This window comes from Parabacteroides sp. AF17-28, assembly GCF_003479205.1.
GTDB classification, from domain to species: domain Bacteria; phylum Bacteroidota; class Bacteroidia; order Bacteroidales; family Tannerellaceae; genus Parabacteroides; species Parabacteroides acidifaciens.
This window is the reverse complement of record NZ_QUGV01000007.1, coordinates 9,750-28,304: the sequence shown is the minus strand read 5'-3', so window position 1 is coordinate 28,304 and position 18,555 is coordinate 9,750. Positions and strand designations below refer to the sequence as shown.

Annotated in this window: 20 protein-coding genes and 2 tRNA genes; 10 read left to right on the top strand and 12 right to left on the bottom strand. The window is 42.0% G+C overall.

What is annotated here, in order from left to right:
• Positions 1-40 precede the first annotated feature (40 nt).
• From DWW90_RS06585 to DWW90_RS06565, 5 genes are all read left to right on the top strand, one after another.
• Positions 41-727 carry a tetratricopeptide repeat protein gene (locus DWW90_RS06585; protein WP_115500437.1) on the top strand — a complete coding sequence of 229 codons (687 nt, stop codon included), beginning with the start codon at positions 41-43 and terminating at the stop codon, positions 725-727.
• Between the two features lie 84 nt (positions 728-811).
• Positions 812-1,294: a 6,7-dimethyl-8-ribityllumazine synthase gene (gene ribH, locus DWW90_RS06580; protein ID WP_115500452.1), complete on the top strand. Its 483-nt coding sequence runs from the start codon at positions 812-814 to the stop codon at positions 1,292-1,294.
• A 55-nt stretch (positions 1,295-1,349) separates the two neighbouring features.
• Positions 1,350-1,432 (top strand) — tRNA-Tyr (locus DWW90_RS06575).
• A gap of 18 nt (positions 1,433-1,450) precedes the next feature.
• Positions 1,451-1,523, top strand: a tRNA-Gly gene (locus tag DWW90_RS06570).
• A 116-nt stretch (positions 1,524-1,639) separates the two neighbouring features.
• A complete protein-coding gene (locus DWW90_RS06565) occupies positions 1,640-1,969 on the top strand; it encodes a hypothetical protein (protein WP_115500438.1) in 330 nt (109 codons plus the stop codon).
• On the opposite strand, the gene DWW90_RS06560 is transcribed toward DWW90_RS06565, so the two are convergent.
• Positions 1,966-2,169 (bottom strand): hypothetical protein, encoded by a 204-nt coding sequence (locus DWW90_RS06560; RefSeq protein WP_122344415.1) that lies wholly within the window; start codon positions 2,167-2,169, stop codon positions 1,966-1,968. The genes DWW90_RS06565 and DWW90_RS06560 overlap by 4 nt on opposite strands.
• A 97-nt stretch (positions 2,170-2,266) precedes the next feature.
• On the opposite strand from DWW90_RS06560, the gene DWW90_RS06555 reads away from it, so the two are divergent.
• The 5 genes from DWW90_RS06555 (at position 2,267) to DWW90_RS06535 (ending at position 10,132) form a co-directional block, all read left to right on the top strand.
• Complete coding sequence (locus DWW90_RS06555; protein WP_122344414.1) at positions 2,267-2,812, top strand: RNA polymerase sigma-70 factor; 546 nt, start codon at positions 2,267-2,269, stop codon at positions 2,810-2,812.
• An 83-nt stretch (positions 2,813-2,895) separates the two neighbouring features.
• On the top strand, positions 2,896-3,867 hold the full coding sequence (locus DWW90_RS06550) for a FecR family protein (protein ID WP_122344413.1): 972 nt from the start codon (positions 2,896-2,898) through the stop codon (positions 3,865-3,867).
• A gap of 224 nt (positions 3,868-4,091) precedes the next feature.
• Positions 4,092-7,379 (top strand): TonB-dependent receptor, encoded by a 3,288-nt coding sequence (locus DWW90_RS06545; protein WP_122344507.1) that lies wholly within the window; start codon positions 4,092-4,094, stop codon positions 7,377-7,379.
• 18 nt (positions 7,380-7,397) lie between these two features.
• A complete protein-coding gene (locus DWW90_RS06540) occupies positions 7,398-8,915 on the top strand; it encodes a RagB/SusD family nutrient uptake outer membrane protein (protein WP_122344412.1) in 1,518 nt (505 codons plus the stop codon).
• A gap of 62 nt (positions 8,916-8,977) precedes the next feature.
• Positions 8,978-10,132, top strand: coding sequence for a glycoside hydrolase family 105 protein (locus tag DWW90_RS06535; RefSeq protein ID WP_147382403.1), 1,155 nt, complete (start codon positions 8,978-8,980; stop codon positions 10,130-10,132).
• Positions 10,133-10,453: 321 nt separating this feature from the next.
• Here the strand turns inward: DWW90_RS06535 and DWW90_RS06530 are convergent, their stop codons facing one another.
• The 11 genes from DWW90_RS06530 to DWW90_RS06480 all read right to left on the bottom strand — a co-directional run.
• A complete protein-coding gene (locus tag DWW90_RS06530) occupies positions 10,454-10,759 on the bottom strand; it encodes a DUF4491 family protein (protein WP_122344506.1) in 306 nt (101 codons plus the stop codon).
• Positions 10,760-10,947: 188 nt separating this feature from the next.
• On the bottom strand, positions 10,948-11,313 hold the full coding sequence (gene secG, locus DWW90_RS06525; protein WP_115500440.1) for a preprotein translocase subunit SecG: 366 nt from the start codon (positions 11,311-11,313) through the stop codon (positions 10,948-10,950).
• Positions 11,314-11,320: 7 nt separating this feature from the next.
• Positions 11,321-12,079 carry a hypothetical protein gene (locus DWW90_RS06520; protein WP_122332999.1) on the bottom strand — a complete coding sequence of 253 codons (759 nt, stop codon included), beginning with the start codon at positions 12,077-12,079 and terminating at the stop codon, positions 11,321-11,323.
• A 2-nt stretch (positions 12,080-12,081) separates the two neighbouring features.
• Positions 12,082-12,594 carry an LptE family protein gene (gene lptE, locus DWW90_RS06515; RefSeq protein WP_115500442.1) on the bottom strand — a complete coding sequence of 171 codons (513 nt, stop codon included), beginning with the start codon at positions 12,592-12,594 and terminating at the stop codon, positions 12,082-12,084.
• Positions 12,595-12,597: 3 nt separating this feature from the next.
• Positions 12,598-13,794, bottom strand: a complete 1,197-nt coding sequence (locus DWW90_RS06510; RefSeq protein WP_115500443.1) for a sigma-54-dependent Fis family transcriptional regulator — start codon at positions 13,792-13,794, stop codon at positions 12,598-12,600.
• A gap of 93 nt (positions 13,795-13,887) precedes the next feature.
• Positions 13,888-14,715, bottom strand: a complete 828-nt coding sequence (locus DWW90_RS06505; RefSeq protein ID WP_122344410.1) for a lysophospholipid acyltransferase family protein — start codon at positions 14,713-14,715, stop codon at positions 13,888-13,890.
• A gap of 3 nt (positions 14,716-14,718) precedes the next feature.
• A complete protein-coding gene (locus tag DWW90_RS06500) occupies positions 14,719-15,609 on the bottom strand; it encodes a CDP-alcohol phosphatidyltransferase family protein (protein ID WP_115500445.1) in 891 nt (296 codons plus the stop codon).
• A gap of 7 nt (positions 15,610-15,616) precedes the next feature.
• Positions 15,617-16,345 (bottom strand): SDR family NAD(P)-dependent oxidoreductase, encoded by a 729-nt coding sequence (locus DWW90_RS06495; protein WP_122344409.1) that lies wholly within the window; start codon positions 16,343-16,345, stop codon positions 15,617-15,619.
• Between the two features lie 9 nt (positions 16,346-16,354).
• The gene (locus tag DWW90_RS06490) at positions 16,355-16,825 is read right to left on the bottom strand and encodes an adenylyltransferase/cytidyltransferase family protein (RefSeq protein ID WP_115500447.1); all 471 of its coding nucleotides are present in this window, start codon (positions 16,823-16,825) and stop codon (positions 16,355-16,357) included.
• Positions 16,826-17,102: 277 nt separating this feature from the next.
• Positions 17,103-17,966: a KilA-N domain-containing protein gene (locus tag DWW90_RS06485; RefSeq protein WP_122344505.1), complete on the bottom strand. Its 864-nt coding sequence runs from the start codon at positions 17,964-17,966 to the stop codon at positions 17,103-17,105.
• 71 nt (positions 17,967-18,037) lie between these two features.
• Positions 18,038-18,555 (bottom strand): hypothetical protein (locus DWW90_RS06480; RefSeq protein ID WP_233547660.1); only part of this gene is annotated, 518 nt, incomplete at its 5' end.

The window sequence follows — 18,555 nt, the reverse complement described above, 5'->3', positions numbered from 1 at the left end:
GCATAAAACAGTGATAAAATAATAACAACTATAAAACATTATGGCTACTAAGGAAAAAGACACCAACAAAGAGTTAGAGGTCGAAGAAATTGTTTCGAAATCGGAACAGTTCATTGAAAACAATTCAAAGAAAATCATTTATGGTATCATCGCTATCGCACTCGTTGTTGGAGCGGTTTTAGGTATCAAACACGGATATTTGATCCCGCAGGAGAAGAAGGCCGCAGCAGCTATGTTCAAAGGTGAACAATACTTTGCAAGAGATTCTTTCAACCTGGCATTGAACGGTAATGGTGCAGACTATGAAGGATTCGAAGCCATCATCGACCAGTATGGCAGCACATCTGCCGCAAATCTGGCAAAAGCTTACGCAGGTATTTGCTATTTCAAGATGGGCAATAACGAAAAAGCGCTGGATATGCTGAAATCTTTTAGCGGTGGCGACAAGATGATCTCTCCGGCTGTAACCGGCCTAATCGGCGACTGCTACGTCAATATGGGCAACATCAAGGAAGGTATCAGCTATTTCGAAAAAGCAGCCAAACAGGCCGACAACGAAGTGGTCAGCCCGGCATACCTGAAGAAAGCCGGTATCGCTTACGAGAACCTGAAACAGTATGGAGATGCTGTCAAGGCTTATACAGCAATCAAAGAGAAGTATTACAATTCAATGGAAGCAAGCGACATCGATAAATATATCACACGCGCATCTGCTTTGAATAAATAAAATCATCTGCTTACACAGTATTTATAATCATAAAAGAGGATGCCTTGTTCTGACGAGACATCCTTTTCTTTTAATAATAAGAATATGGCAACAGCTTATCAAAATTTATCGGAGTACGACTTCAATAGTGTTCCCGATGGTTCGGACATGACCATCGGTATTGTCGTAGCGGAATGGAACAAGCACATCACCGAAAAACTACTGGAAGGTGCCTGCAACACACTGGAAAAGCATGGCGTAAAAGCAGAAAACATATACGTGAAACGAGTACCGGGCAGTTTCGAACTGACTTTCGGAGCAAAAAGACTGGCTGAAACCAAAGAATTGGATGCCGTTATCGTTTTAGGATGCGTTGTAAAAGGTGATACTCCCCATTTTGACTATGTATGCTCCGGCGTTACACAAGGCATTACGGAACTCAACCTGATGTATGATATCCCGTTCATATTCGGTTTATTAACAACAGACAACATGCAGCAGTCCGAAGACCGCGCAGGCGGCAAGTACGGAAACAAGGGCGATGAGGCTGCAGTTACCGCACTTAAAATGGTAAATTTTTCAGCCTAAACACTTGCAGGTTTCAAAAATAATCGTACCTTTGCACTGCAATTGAAAATAACGGGGGCAGTTACCAGAGTGGCCAAATGGGGCTGACTGTAACTCAGCTGTCTTTCGACTTCGGTGGTTCGAATCCATCACTGCCCACCTTTTTTAATTGAACATGCGGAAGTAGCTCAGTCGATAGAGCATTAGCCTTCCAAGCTGAGGGTCGCGGGTTTGAGCCCCGTCTTCCGCTCTCAAGAAGAGGAAAATCTTTTAGGTTTTCCTCTTTTTTTATATGCTTTCCTCCTGTTTATGTACAAAATAGTACTATCTTAGCTTCGTGTTTACAAACCATAAAAATAAAGGCATATGAATAGGATGAAATGGGCGTATATGTTATTAGTCGCATTGCTGTTGACAGGCTGCGGAACACTTATGCAGCCTTACCAGATGGACGGCAAGATGAAAGATATCGAGTTAGGAATGACCAAGAAGAAAGTAATCTCTGTGTTAGGAAAAGATTTTGAGTCTGCCGGTGCCCGCATGACACCCGAAGGGGCGATTGAAAGCATCAGCTATAAGACAGCCTCCATGATGGAAGATACGGAAGGATATTATATCCTGAGTTTTAAGGACGGAAGGTTAGTAGAATGGTTTAAGGAAAAATACCCGGCCCGCAACTACAACCATTCCCATTAATTAAGACAAACAGTCAATAACAAATAAGGCAGACGCCTCTGGGCATCTGCCTTATCTCTTTTACGGTTATAAACCTTTTTCGATACATGCACCCGGTTAAAGCTGACCGGATGGCCGTGATTCTCAATCTCCGCTTCCCTACTTCCTTTTCGGTTCGCCTTGATGTAATCCATAAACGAATCTTTCTTCTTTGTCTTCATACTGAATATATTTAACGGGACAAAGATACGGATAAAGATGACATTCTAAATATATTTGTTGAGGATAGATTAGAAATTCTTATCTTTGTCTCTCATTATGCAGGAGGATAAGGAGCTAATATTATTATTGAAACAAGACAATCAACAAGCTTTCGGTCTTTTGTATCAACGGTATTGGGCAAAAGTGTATAACTTTAGCCGCCAGTACTTATATACTAAAGAAAGTGCAGAAGAGGTTGTTTCCGAGGTATTCATTAAGCTGTGGGACTCCCGTTTATTGTTAGATAATAATAGTAATATGAAAGGACTATTATTTATTCTCACCCGAAATATTGTTTTTAACCAATTCCGTAAAAAGATAAATGAGGACGCTTTTCGTACTTTCATGCTTTCTTCCGTAGAGAAATCATATGACTTAGAGGAGCAGATCGAGGCGAATGATCTGAGAGCATATATCAACCAATTAGTAGAAGAACTTTCTCCACAACGTCAATTGGTATTTAAAATGAGCCGTAACGATCAAAAAAGTTATAAAGAAATTGCATCTGAACTCAATATCACAGAAAAGACAGTAGAACGTCATATTAATGAAGCATTAAAATATCTTCGCAAAAATATATATATACTTATGTCATTCTTATAGGAAAAAAATATATTTTTTCATTTCTCTTGGGGGGTATCTCGTTTTGGGGTGTTTTTAATTATATACAGACTAATTAATACATCATGAAACAGATAAATGAACTGATTAAGCAAATTCTTCATGCACCCATCAGTCAAAAATTGGTAGAGCAGCTATTTACAAATCCAGTCGTTCGCAATGAACTGGAAAAGCAATGGAATGCGACACCCGAAACAAATAAGGAGCAGATTGATGGGGATAGAATTTGGAATATAATCCATTCGGCCATCAATAATCGTGTTAACAATAGATATTTCACTTTCTATAAACTATATAGCATTGCCGCCTCCTTTCTTTTACTTCTTAGCATAGGATCTGGTATTCTTCTATTGACGAGAGAGCAGACAAAAGAGACTGTCTTTGTTGTGGCAACAGGTCTTCAACGGTTTGAGACATGTACTTTACCTGATGGGACGAAGGTAAAAATCGGACCTGGCAGCAAACTTTCTTATCCGGACCATTTTGACGGCAAAACACGATTAGTCAGCCTTGAAGGACAAGCCTTCTTTGAAGTAGCGCACAATAAGAACAAACCGTTTATCGTTTCGACTTCTGACATGGAAGTTACAGCATTGGGGACGGCATTCGAGTTATTTAATTACCAAAAAAACGACAAGATAGAAACAATTCTGCTGAATGGTAAAATAAAAATCATGACGGGTAGCGAATCTACCAGCATAATATCAGAACAAATACTCACACCTAATAAAAAATTTGTTTATTCACGTTCAAATAAGCAGATACAAATATTCAATGTTGATGCTGATCGGTACACACAATGGCGAGATAAAAAAAATCCATCTTTTAACAATGAACAACTATCAGTTATTATTCCACGCTTAGAGCAATGGTATGGTATTCAAATAGAATGTTCGGCAGAAATAGCCTCTCAATATCGGTACACATTCACTATCCGTGATGAATCGGCCGAAAACATATTAAATTTATTACGATTTACTTCCCCCGTCAGATTCACTAAAAAAGATGATGTCTATATTTTGAAAGCCTCCAAATAATTACTCATTAATATCTAATTATCATGAAAATAAACGGTCCTTAGTCGCAAAAAAGTCGGAGTGTATTTTGCACATACAGACTCCGACTTCCAGAATTTTCTTATCCGTAGGTAGCAGTTTGACGGCAACTACCTATTTTGTAAAATCTTAAAACTATCAAATGTATGAATTTATTTAGGAAAAGGGCTACGAGTTCAGCTCTTTTAACAAAAACATTCCGTATTATGAAGATCTCGATAGCTTTGTTAATAGTAGTATTTAACTCTGCAATAGCTTCTTCGTATGCACAAGTCGCTAAATTTTCGATCAACACTAAGAACACGAAAATTTCAGATATACTGAAGCAGATAGAAGATCAAAGTGAGTTTACTTTCTTTTATTACGACAACCAGGTTAATGTAAATGAAAAGGTTAATGTGAATGTAAAGAATGGTTCGGTCGAAGATATCCTTTACCAAATGTTTAATCAGACAAATTATTCTTATGAAATCGTTAATAAACAGATTTTGTTGACTAAGAAGAACCTGAAAGAGGCTGTTATGCAACAAAACAGAAAAATAAGCGGTACCGTAGTCGATCCGAAAGGAGAACCGATCCCAGGGGCTAATGTGTTAGCAAAAGGAACGACACTTGGTGTGATTACGGATATCGAAGGTAACTTTTCAATTGAAGTTCCTGCCAACGCAATTCTTCAGATATCCTATATCGGCTTTAATACACAGGAAATAACTATTTCCGGGAAAAAGACATTCCATATCGTATTGGCTGAAAATTCACAGGCATTGGATGAAGTTGTCGTTATTGGTTATGGTGTTCAGAAAAAGTCAGATTTAACAGGAGCTGTTGCCAATATTTCGACAGACAAACTGAATACGGAAAGTAATGTCAATATCATGAATGCATTGCAAGGTAAATTGGCTGGTGTCGACATCGTTTCCCAAGGCGGTAAACCTGGAGCCGGAAGTCGTATTATGATTCGTGGTATAGGCACACTAAATAACAGCACCCCTCTTTATATTGTCGACGGAATGTATTTTGAAGGCATTGATCACATCAATCCAAATGATATTCAGAGCATTGATGTACTAAAAGATGCATCAGCATCAGCTATTTATGGTTCACGTGCTGCTAATGGTGTTGTAATTGTGACGACAAAGAACGGTGTAGATACACAAGGTGTTCCACAGTTAGATTTTTCAATGAATTTAGGAGTTCAGACACCTGAAAGATACCTTAGTATGCTGAACGCAGCACAATGGGCGGAAGTATCGACCGCTTCCCGTACAGCTGCAGGTAAACCGATATTGGATATGGCAAATGATTTATCAACCAAAGAGGATAATGACTGGCAAAGAATTATCATGGGGAATGCTTTGATGCAAAACTATAATGCATCTGTAAAAGGCGGTAATAAGGGATATACTTATTATGTCGGATTAGGCTATTTCAATCAGGATGGTGTTATGAAAGAAACTAATTATGAACGTTTCAATATTCAAGCCAAATCCGATTACAAACGAGGATGGTTTACATTCGGACACAACATCTTATTGCAAATGTCCACAACTCTCGGTCCCAATACCTCTGATGCCGGTAACATATCCTATCTGGCGACAACTTTGTTTGCGATTCCGACACAAGCGAAATATGATCCGACAAGAGTAGGCGGATACGGACATTTGTACGGCGACGTATTTAATAATCCGCATCCATTAGTAAACGCAGACCGGAATTTGAGAAAGAACGATGCCAAATCCTATTCTGTCAATGCAAATATATATGCTCAGATGGAACTTCCTTTTGGACTGAAATACAAATTAACGGCCACACCGGGTTTTAGTTTCGGGGATGGCATGGAGTATGATGGAATCTATGACACAGGGCTTGTACGAAATGCAAAAACATCTCTTAAGCGAACCACAACAAAAAGCAACAATATTCTTATAGAGAATATTTTCACATACGACAAAACATTTGGCGATCATAAAGTTTCAGCCTTATTAGGCTACACATACCAAGAGGATAACTACCGGTACACTATGGCTTCGGGGATGGAACTACCTGAAGGTATCTATGAAATTACGGCAGCAACTTCTAACCGGAATAATGACGGTACTTCAAGCAAGTCCAGTCTGAGTTCTATTCTATCTCGCGTATTTTATTCATATAAGAATCGTTATTTATTTACTGCGACCTTACGCCGTGACGGTTCTTCTCGTTTTGGATCTAATAACCGTTATGGGAATTTTCCTTCTTTTTCATTGGGCTGGAATATGGCGGAAGAATCGTTTATGAAAAAGTTCGAATGGTTGGATCAGTTGAAAGTACGTGGCGGTTATGGAGTTTTAGGTAACCAGGAAATCGGTAATTACCTGTATCAATCATCCGTTTCTTCCGGCATGAATTACCCGAATGGAAAAGGCGGACTTGATTACGGTTCATTCCCGAAAGAATTTTCCAGTCCTTCTATCCGTTGGGAAGAAACAGCCATGACCAATATTGGATTAGACATGATCCTTCTTCAGAATAGATTAAGTTTTACCGGTGAATACTATATTAAGAACACAAAAGATATTTTACTTACAGTGCCCATTCCACCATCAACCGGAGGCTCTAATGATCCGGTCCGGAATGCAGGAAAAATTTCAAACAAAGGTTTCGAATTTTCAGTTTCATGGAGAGACCAGGTTCAGAACGATTTTTCCTATGGAGCCAGTTTTGTGGGTAATATCATGAAAAATAATGTAACTGAGATGGGAACCGGTGATCAGGTCATTTGGGCTGGAAGTACAGGCGGAACTTCGAATGTCAATACATCAAAAACATTACAAGGATATCCTATCGGTGGTTTTTGGCTAATTCCGACAGATGGGCTTTTCAAGAATACAGAAGAAGTCCAGGCACACAGTAAAGACGGTAAATTAATCCAACCAGCTGCAGTTCCCGGTGATGTACGATTCAAAGATGTAAATAATAACGGGACGATTGATGATGGTGACCGCGTTTATTTAGGAAGCCCATTCCCTTCTTTCACTATGGGATTGAATTTGAATGCCCAGTGGAAATGGTTCGATATCATGGTAGGAATTCAAGGTAATTTTGGGAACAAAATATATAATGCCACTAAAGTCTATCTGGAGAATACTACAGCCGGAATCAATTATCTTTCTTCGACGTTAGATTATTGGACGGAACAAAATACAAATGCTTCATATCCGCGCTTGACCTGGAACGATACAAATCGCAATCTCCGTCCCGAATCCGATCGCTATCTGGAAGATGGTTCGTATGTCAGGCTTAGAAATATCCAGGTTGGATACACGCTTCCCCGGTTTATCAAAGGGTTAAATAAATGCAGAGTATATGTAAATATGGAAAACCTGTTTACAATTACCGGATACTCCGGATATACACCAGATGTAAACAATGGAGCAGCCATGTCTCGTGGTGTGGATAATTTTATTTATCCTCTTAATAAAACATTTATGTTAGGTCTTAATGTCTCATTCTAATTTAATACTGAATATCATATGAAAACTATACTGAATTTATCACTTTGCTTTTTCATTGTTCTCTGGATAACAGGATGTGATAGTAAACTTGATCTGTCGAATCCTAATAAGCTAACAGATAGTGATTTCTGGAAAACGGAAGCACAGTTTTCGTCTGCTTTGACAGCAGTCTATCCCTTACTGAAAAATACAAACACCGGATATTATGGCCGTACAGGCGTACGAATCCGCAATACTCGCGGAGATGAGTTCTTGTGGCGTAGTAACACACCTGATATATATACCTTGCATATTTTTACCAATTCAAATACAAATGGTGTTATTCAGGGTATATTTTCGGCCTGCTATTCGGGTATTTACAGAACAAATCTTATTTTACAAAAGATTGAAGAGACATCATTTTCCGATTCCTTTAAAAATCAAATCAAAGGAGAATCTTATTTTCTAAGAGGTTTGTTCTATTTTATTTTGGCAAAGGAGTTTGGTGATGTGCCCATCCGTGCTGCTGCATCACAAGATCCGTCTACATTTGCTATCAAAAAATCACCACAAGCAGATGTCTATGCACAAGCAATCGGTGATTTTACAGAAGCTGGAAAACTGCTTCAACAAACGGCCGAGGTCGGACGTCCAACCAGAGGTGCAGCCTTTGCCTTTTTAGGAAAAATTCATGTTTACATGGAAAACTGGCAAAAGGCAAAAGATATTCTTGAACCCCTAACTAAAGCACCTTATACATATAAGCTCGTAGATGATTATGAATGGAATTTTGATGCAGAACATGAAAACAATGAAGAAAGCATTTTTGAAATTCCTTTTGAGGACTTGGGAGGAACTTCTGTTTGGGATAATGGAGAAGATGCAAATTCAGCACAGGGAACACCGGTGGGTATGGATTATTCGGCTGCGGCAGTAGGAGGATGGTTTAATGCGACAATCTCAGAACAAGCACTAAACACATTGCTTATGGAAAAGGATAAAAATGACTCAATTGATTACCGGGTACGAATGACTGCAGCCTGGGATTATCCGGGATGCATGTATTATATGAAATCTTTTCAGGAAGTTTTCTCCGGTGCAAACATATCTGATGCTAAACTGATTTGGCTGCTTAAATATCAAAATTGGCAGACGATGACAGCCGAAGATCCAACAGCCCGTTCTTTCATTAATGATCGTGCATTTCGTTTTGCAGATGTACTCCTGTTACTCGGCGAAATTGAAAATGAATTGGGAAATCAGTCACAAGCGATTAATTACATTAATCAAATTCGGGAAAGAGCAAACCTGAATCCTTATTCGGGTACAACGGACAAAATGGCTGTTAAAGATGAAATTATCCACCAACGATATGTAGAGCTGTTTAAAGAGGGAGAACGTTTTTATGATTTACGCCGTTGGGGAATACTAAAAGATGCTATTCTGAAAGCAGATCCGATACGAGCGAAAAATCTTCAGGAAAAACATGAGTATTTACCTATTCCGGCAAAGGAATTACAAACAAATACGTTATGTGAACAAAATCCGCTTTGGTAAATATAATATGGGAGAAACGAAAAATACAGTTTCTCCCTACTTTATTAATCAATAAACAAAAAATGAATAATAGATTTATAATGAAGTTTCTTCCTTGCATTTTTTCTCTATTTATCTTCTTTCAAATTGAAGCGAAAGAATATTCAAAAAAGATAGAAGTCGATTCTATAAAACAAGTAGTGACGGATGTTGTTTTATGGCAGATCAATGCTTATCCGAATATGAACGATAACCGTGTTTGGAAAGAGTTGAATGATATGACATGGGCAAACGGTGTTTTCCTTTCAGCATTAGCAACCTGGCTGGATTATTCGGATTCTCCTGAAATCAAGAACTGGTGTTTGAATATTGCCCACCAAAATAATTATGCAACTAATACAAGTCAAAACAGCATTTATTTTGCAGATGATTTTGCAATTTGTCTGATGTATGCCAAATTATATGAAAAAGAACATAACAAACGAATGCTTCATCACTCATTGGCAAAGTTGGATTTTGTAATCAATAATCCGGTCAGAAATTCATTACAAATGAAAACATTAGACAGCAAGGACCGTTGGTCATGGGCAGATGCATTATATATGGCACCACCTTCATTTGCCGCTTTTTCCAAAATCACAGGCGACATTAAATACCTATCTTTTATGGATCAAGAGTTTTGGGCGACATATGACTATCTGTATGATAAAAATGATTCTCTTTTTTACCGGGATTCCAATTACTTTGGCAAAAAAGAAAAGAATGGGAAAAAGGTTTTCTGGGGAAGAGGAAATGCATGGGTTGTTGGTGGACTTTGTCAAATACTGAATTATATGCCGGCAGACTTCCCGTCTCGTTCCAGATATAAGCAACTGTTTACAGAGATGATGATAAAGATAGCATCTTTGCAGGATAACCAGGGATACTGGCACGCCAGTATGCTTGACCCGGAGTCTTATCCTTCCCCGGAAACCAGCTCCACCGGATTGTTCACGTATGCATTATGGTGGGGAATAAATCAAGGGCTACTGGAAGAATCCCGCTTTAAGCAGCAGGCGATAAAAGGATGGAGGGCTTTAGTTGAAGCAGTTCATTCCGATGGGATGTTAGGATGGGTACAGCCAATAGGAGCTGATCCTCAAAAAGTAACCAGGGAAATGACAGAGGTATATGGACCTGGTGCGATGATGTTGGCAGCTGCGGAAATAATTCAATACATATCCAAGCAGAATAATTGATTTTTCCATAATCAACATAGTAGGGATGGATTTAAAACTCCGCCCCTACTTCCTCTCCGGTTCGCCTTAATTCAATCCATAAACGAATTTTCTCCTTTACATTCGGGCTAACTTAGTCCGCAAAAACATACACAACAACAAATTACGTCATATTCGTAACATTTACATACAATTCGTTAGAACAGATCGACATCGAAAAACTGAAGCAGACAAAAGTCCTTCTCCCTGAGAAACGGGATCAACTGGTCAAGATACTGGAAAACCTCAAAGATGACGATAATCCGGTTGTCATGGTAGCAACCCTCAAATACTGAGCGGACTTTACTTTTCCGGATAGGTCCGCTTTGGATTCTTAGGGAACCAGCCTTTGAGGACACGTTCTTCCTGTTCGAACACCTCCTTTATTGTCCAGAAGGAAGAGAATGCGAAAACGCCGCAAATGGCCGAAAAGAAGACGCTTTCGATCAGCAAAGAGGCGATTGTTCCGGCAATACCCAATAGGAGAAAAATCCACCAGCATTTCGTGCCCCAGTAATATTCCGCTTTCACTACGACCGGATGAAAAAGCCCGATAATCAAGAAGGTTGCGATACCTATCAATAATCCATTAAAGTTAATCAAGTCCATCATATTTGTTTACTGTTTAGAGGAGGGTGCCTGTTTGCACATCCTTTTCAGACAAAGATACAAGAAAATAATATCTCCCACGATCAATTATATCTATCCATTTATCGATAATTATATAAAAGATAACAAAAAAAGAGGCATCCCGGTTGCGGAATACCTCTTCTCTATATCAGAAAATTCGTTTCTAATTAATTAGCCGGAGTATCTTCAGAAGGAACAGGGGCTGTAGCAGGCTGCTGAGCCGTACCGAAGTCAGGAGCTACCGTATTCGGATCGATCGTTACAGCGTTGTTTATCTGTTCTTTGATTTCAGACTGGGTAGTGTGCTGAGCTCTTGGAATGAAAGCAGTAATCACAATACTTAAAACAACAACGGTACCGGCAAGGCTCCATGTTGCTTTTTCAAGAAAGTCCGTGGTTTTGCGTACCCCCATAATTTGGTTAGAAGAAGAGAATCCTGAAGCCAGACCTCCGCCTTTTGAGTTCTGTATCAATACAATCAAGATCAATAGTATAGATGCGATCAGGATTAAGATAGAAATAAATACGTACATCTTTGTTTTATTTTTTAGTGTTAATAATCAACTTTTCAAGAAATCTGATTTGGTCTGCAAAGTAAACATTTTTTTCTGGATATTTCAAGTTTAAGTTTTTAATTATTTGCAATGCCTTCTCATATCGCTTCTGTTTTATGTAAATATGGGCCAAAGTCTCGGTAAAATAGGAGTCGTCCAGCGATTTATGCTGTCCTTCTTCCAGCTCGGCCAGATTTTCGGGAGCGCTTGCTTCCGGAGCTTCCGCATCCAGATTCAGACCGCTTCCGGGCGGGCGCTGTTCCTCGTTGCGGATAAAAGAGTCGATCAGGTCGTGATGCTGCAAACGGACCTCTTCTTTTTCCTCGGGCTGTTCGTTTTCTTTTGTCAGCGACCAATAGATATAATCGGACGAAACGGACGGCTGGAACAAGAGAGAAGCATCTGCCTTCGGTTCCTCCTCTTCTCGGTTGGACAGGAAAGCGTCAATCAAGGAAAAAGCATCTTCCTGTGACGGTGTTTCCTCTTCTACCGGCTTGGATTGCAGACCGTAGCGCTCTCCTTCTATCAAGGTGAACAGTTTCCTGCGATCAGGAATAAATATCGCCATTTTTTTGAGTTCAGCGCTGAAACGTATATCACTCAGGACAGCCAGATTCTTCAGGTAAAGCATCCGGGCTATCTGAAAATAGGGAAACTCGTCCACGATCTGCTTCAACTGGGGAAGCGTTTCCTCAGTCAGCAGCGTGGGATTTCCCATCAATTGATATAAATCAGCCGCTTTCATCCTTACCAGTTAGCAACGGTTGCATTATAAATCTGGTCGACCAACTCATCCGTAATCTCTTCCGACAACTGGTCCTGTACCTGCTGTAACATCTGAGTCGCATCGAACTCGCGATAAGCCGAGAAACTCTGTTCGAAATCTTCTTCCGGGTTCACCCGGTTGGAATAGCGGACACGCACCGTAATCGTCAGCTTGGTCTGAGACGCATAGGCATCTTCCTTGACTGCCATAGGAGTCAGGTCGTAGCCGGTGATCTCACCTTCCAGATCGAGGTCGCCATTGCTGTTGACCAGTTGCAGGCGGGTCTGGCGGATATAAATATCCTTCAGGGCTTCCGTGAACTTCTGCGAAAGGGGCGGATAGACCAGCGGGGCCTGGTTGGGGAAATCCTTGATGGTGATCGTCTTGACCTTCGTATAGTCGATAGAGGCACCATTAAACTTATAGGAGATCGAACAAGCCGTCACGATCAGCCCGATCAGGCAGAAAAGCCATATCTTATTATTCTTCAACATCTTTTATTCCAGATTATATTCTTTAATTTTTCTGTACAGGGTACGCTCCGATATTTTCAGGTCCGCAGCGGCATTCTTGCGGCGTCCGTTATGTTTCTCGAGCGCTTTGCGGATCATCTCTCTCTCGACCTCTTCCAACGACAACGTCTCTTCCTCTTCCACCGCCTCGGCTTCCTGGATGGTGGGAACGGGATGAACCGGATGTGCGGAATGAATCGGATGCGGATACGTCACCGGTTCTTCGGGAACATCGATCGGCATCTTGCCTCCCATAATATCGTGCACTAACTTTTTCAGGTCATTGACATCTTTCTTCATATCGAACAATACCTGGTACAGGATTTCCCGTTCACTGTTAAATATCTTCTGATCCGGGTCTTGCTTGACCAGGACCGGATATTTCTCCATATTCAGATCCGGCAGATACAGGCGGAGCGTGGGAGCTGTGATATCCCGGTTCTCCTCGATCACGGAAATACGTTCGGTGATATTTTTCAATTCCCTGACGTTGCCCGGCCAGCGGTACGACAGCATCAACTGGCGTGCTTCCTCATCCAGGCGGATCGGCGGCATGCGGTATTTCTCCGCACAATCACCGGCAAACTTACGGAACAGCAAGATTATATCTTCCCCCCGCTCGCGCAAAGGAGGAACCTGGATAGGTACCGTACTCAAACGATAGAACAAGTCCTCGCGGAACTTGCCTTCCGCAACGGCCTGCGTCAGGTTCACATTGGTGGCCGCCACGATGCGGACATTTGTTTTCTGCACTTTGGAAGAACCGACACGGATAAATTCGCCCGTTTCCAGCACACGCAGCAGGCGTGCTTGCGTGGGGGTCGGCAACTCTCCTACCTCATCCAGAAAAATAGTTCCGCCGTCCGCCACTTCGAAATAGCCTTTACGATCGGACAAAGCCCCTGTAAAAGAGCCCTTTTCATGCCCGAACAATTCGGAATCGATCGTTCCTTCAGGGATGGCGCCACAGTTCACGGCTATATATTGCCCATGCTTACGCGGGCTGTTCTGATGTATTATCTGAGGAAAAGTTTCTTTACCGACACCGCTCTCTCCGGTAATCAGCACAGACAAATCCGTCGGAGCGACTTGTAAGGCAACATCGATAGCACGGTTCAACGCGGCATTATTGCCGATAATCCCAAAACGCTGCTTTATCTGTTGCACGTCAACCTTAATCATATCTTCTATCTGTAATTATTTCAGTTTAACCTGCCAAAATTACAAATCTTAATCCAATTTACCGAATCTGCAGGTGGTTTCTGTGCCGCTTTGTTATTTTTTAGCACCGTATGTCCGCTGATACAGGAATTCGGCCAGGTCTTTATCATCGGCGATCGCCCCGATTTCTTCCGGAGTGACAGGCTCGCCGATATAGACATCGACCATACGTCCGCGTTTGTTAAACGCTTCGGTCGGTATCCGCAACGTACGGATACGCCAGTCGATACGCCCCAGCCAATAGAAAAAGCGGGAATTCAGAAAATCGAAATAGACAGGATAGACAGGCACTTTGGATTTCCGGATCAGGCGGATCACACTGTGCGTCCAGGGCAAATCCTGTATCCTCCTTGTTTTCTTATTATACATCGAGATACCGCCCGCCGGGAAAAAGCCCATCGGATGGCCCTCTTTCAGTTGTTGCAGGGAGAGGCGGACTCCGTTTATATTTTTTGGATTGGCTCCTTGCTTGTTGGAATCGGGAGTGACAGAGACGAAATTGTCTTCCATCGCGCCGATCTTTGTCAACACTCCGTTGACCATCACTTTGAAATCCGGACGCCGCGAAGCAAATATATCGATCAGCATAATACCGTCTATCGACCCGATCGGATGGTTGGAGACGGTTGCAAACGCACCTTCCGGCAAGTGGTCCAACACTTCGGCATTGTGCAACCTGTATTGAATATCAATCAACGGATCATTCAGCAAAGCCGTTGTAAAAGCAGCCCCCCGCAGGTGGCAGTTGTTAGCATGTACCCGGTTTACCTTTTCGATGTTAAACCATTTGATCAGCGCATTTCCGAGAAATGCACCGAAACGACTTTTAAAGAACGGGGCGACCTGCTGTAAATCATGGATGTCTACTACGCTCTCTTTCATAAGTTATTGTTTATAGAATGTTGCACACATCTTTTCGTGCTTCCGCATGGCAAGCAGCAAAACGATGTTCAACACGATTATCTCATAGAGGAAATAAAACCAGACCTCCCCGACCAGCACGACGATAAACATTACGATCGTACGCCCGTTGAAGGTCAGCAGGTCGATCATCCGCATCAGTTCCTTGCTCTGCTTGCGAAACCTGACGCGGATATCCTCCGGTATATTATCCCCATAACGGGCATGCAGACTGCGGAGCATCCCTTGCAAGGAAGGGGTAGCCTTCACCTGTAAAAGCGTATAGCCACGATACAGGAAATAAAAGAATTTGTTTATACCGTATTTCATCTCCTTATGGCGGGCACGCACCTGTTCCAATGTCTGGAACTCCGCACCTTTATCCTTACTGATGAAATACAAATGAAGTGTCTTGTAATAGTCCGTGATATTAGCCTGCACCAGATGCGACAGGCCTGAAAGGACCGCTAAGGCAAAGAACCAGTCCGTCCCGTAATCGTGAGACAGGCGGAGCGCAAAAGCAACGTATATACAAGCGAACCAGATATCTCCGGCAAAGCCATCCAGGATACGGCCGATAGCCGATTTGATGCCGGTCAACCGGGCCAACTGCCCGTCCACGCAATCCAGGATATTCGCAAGCACCAGCAACAGGATGCCGCATATGTTATAAATCAAATCGTCATGATAGAAAAAGAAACCGACTGCCGCCCCCACAAAGATGGACACCACAGTCACCATATTAGGAGTAATACCTGTACCTTTCAGCATACGGGCAATGCGGAAACCGATAGGACGATAAAAAATCCGGTCAATCTTATTTTCTGTTTCTATCGACTTCAACGAAGCCTCGTATTCCTTATCCAAATCGCTCATTTATCTTTTATTTATACGAATAACCGCCGTCTACAACGACCACTTCGCCATTAAAATAACTATTTTCTATTAACATCTTATAGACCTCCGCCAACTCTTCCGGATCGCAGAAACGCCCCAACGAAACCTTATTTTCGATGTTACGGCGTATCTCGGCAGGCTTTGTCTTCTGCCATTCGGTATCGACGAAACCGGGTGCCACAGCGTTCACACGCAGTTCATACGGCACGAGGAATTTCACCATATTTTTCACCAGCGAATGCACGGCGCTCTTCGTCACACCATAGGCCAATGAAACCGAATGAGGCTGAATCCCCATCAGCGAACCGGTGAAGACAATGCTTCCCCCTTTGCCGATACGACGGACAATCCGCTGCAACAGGAAAACCGGGAAATGCACATTGGCAAAAAATACCCGCTCCCACTCTGCCATATCCAGATCCTCAAACGGATCCCGGCAAGTCAGACCGGCATTAAAAACAACCGCTTCCAACCGTATGTCGCGGTCATCCAGGTATTGTTCTATCTTGTCAATCGTATTTTTATCGGAAATATCAGCCTGCAGCGAATCGACCTCCACGCCGAACTGCTGCTGCAATCCGTTTACGGCACGGATAGCCTCGCCTTCATCCGAAGCATAGGTAAGGAGCAGATTATGCCCGGCTTTTGCCAGGCAAGAGGCAACCGCTTTACCGATTCCTTTTGTCCCCCCTGTTATCAATATAAACTGTCCCATCTGCAACCCTCACTCTTTTTCACCGAAACCTTTGACGGATTCAGGCTTGGACTGACGCTGAGACTTCAAATTCGCTTCATAAGAATCGTGAATCGTTTTCTTCAGGTTCGAAGAAGAAACGCCTGTGCCGTAAGGGAAGTAAAACACCTGTACACCCAAGTCTTTCAAATAGTCGTATTTACCGTACCAGTCGTCTCCCACGACAAAAGCATCGATATTCAGCTTTTTCACTATTTCAGAATGGTCCAGTGTATGTTGCGGAATCACAATATCCGGAGTTTTCAATGCTTCGATAATCTGCAGGCGTTCGGTAAAAGGGATAATCGGTTTCGCTTTATAAGAAGACACCAATTCATCCGTGCTTACACCCACGATCAATATATCCGCAATACTGCGGGCATAATTTATCATCCGGAGATGGTTGTAATGGAACATGTCGAATGTTCCAGATGTATATACAATTGTTTTATCCTTAAACATACTACTTATATTCTTTTGAAACCGCAAACTTACGCAAACTTTTCCTATCAAAAAAAAAATGACAGGAAAAAGGGACAGATATTATCACTGCTGTAGCCTTTTAGAAAGAAAGACAGCGCGATAACAAAAAGACCAATGCCAAAAGCTGCAAAATATCTATTGAAGATGCTACACTCACCGTTAGACAAACGATAATTAAGTATGAATATAAACATTAATAAGTTGTATAAGGTCAAAATACATAGGAAAAAAAGTGTTGGAGGAGGGAAAGTAGAAATTATTCGAGTGACATATTACCGTCAATAATAGTTCGGAATTTCTTTTCCGCATCTATAGCATTGAGGTGTAAAAGTTGCTCTTCCGCCATGCAACGAAGATGCATATATCGTTTGGACTTGCCAACCTGACGTTTGATGAGTTCAGCATTAAAGGACTCCATATTCGACAATACAACTAATTCATTGATACTTGCCATATCTCTTATGTTCAGGTTCTTCTCCGCATACTTGGGATTGGCTTCGCGCCACTGCTTGGCAGTACATCCCCATAATGCCAGATTCAACAAATCGGCTTCATCGGCATACGCTATCTTTTGGTCGATGTCATTTGTCTGAGGAATAATAAAATCGCGGATTGCATCCGTGTGCAGTGTATAGTTCACTTTACTCAATATGCGTTTCACATTCCATTCTCCTAATAGCGGATGTGATTCGATTTCTTTCATCCGTTGGTATTCCTTAATGAGATAAAGCTTAAATTCAGGGCTCAACCATGTTCCAAACTCAAAAGCAATGTCCTTGTGAGCATAAGTACCTCCATATCTACCGGGTTTGGACACAATTCCTATCGCCCCGGTTTTTTCAATCCATTGCTTTGGAGTAAGAATAAAGCTGTTGGTGCCTGCTTCCATTTTAAAGGCATCGAATTCGATGCTTTTAAAAGCCGGATTGTTTATCCGTTCCCACAACCCTAAGAAATCAATCGTACTACGTAAACGCATCCAGTTCTGAATTATATAATTCGTCCGCTCCTTATCCTTGAAATGTGCCATGTCAGTCAGGCAGATGTAATCGTTACTATCTGGACGTACAGAAACTGATACCTCAATATCGGTTACTGTGATTTTTCTTACGGGTGTCATATCGTTATAATTCCTTTTAGGGTTTACGACGTAAAGATACGCTTTCCTTTCCTTTTCACCAACACAATCTTTCAAAGAACGCTTTTGTTTTCAGTGTGCGGCCACAAGCGTCCCGGCTCATTATCCAAGCGGACCAGGTCCATCAGGTCGCATAGGTCGTCGGTCGAAGCGGAGTCTTTGCGCAGTTTGTCGCTCAGGTAATCCACTGTTTCGGAGAAGTCGAAAGCGAGGAGTAGGCAGAAAGACAGATGCCTGTACGACGGGACGCCGCCGTTGCCCTTTCCTTCCGATAGCGAGAGTAGCCGCCGAAGCAAGACGGGTTCGCGGAGGATGTAGACCAGCGAGCCGAACACCGTGTGCCGGCGCAGGTAGTCGACGGTCCGTTGCTTGTCGTGCAACAACAAGTTTGTGAGAAATGTACGGTAACTTTTTGCAAGCGTGTCCCACTCCGTAAAAGCGGCGTCGTAGGCCGCCTTATAATAGAAGGGGTGCTTTTCGGTAGGTAATGTACTCAATTTAAGGTTAAACTTCTTGACCGAAGGGATTTCCTTCCCAAATAACTCTTTTAAGTCTTGATACATAGAACGGA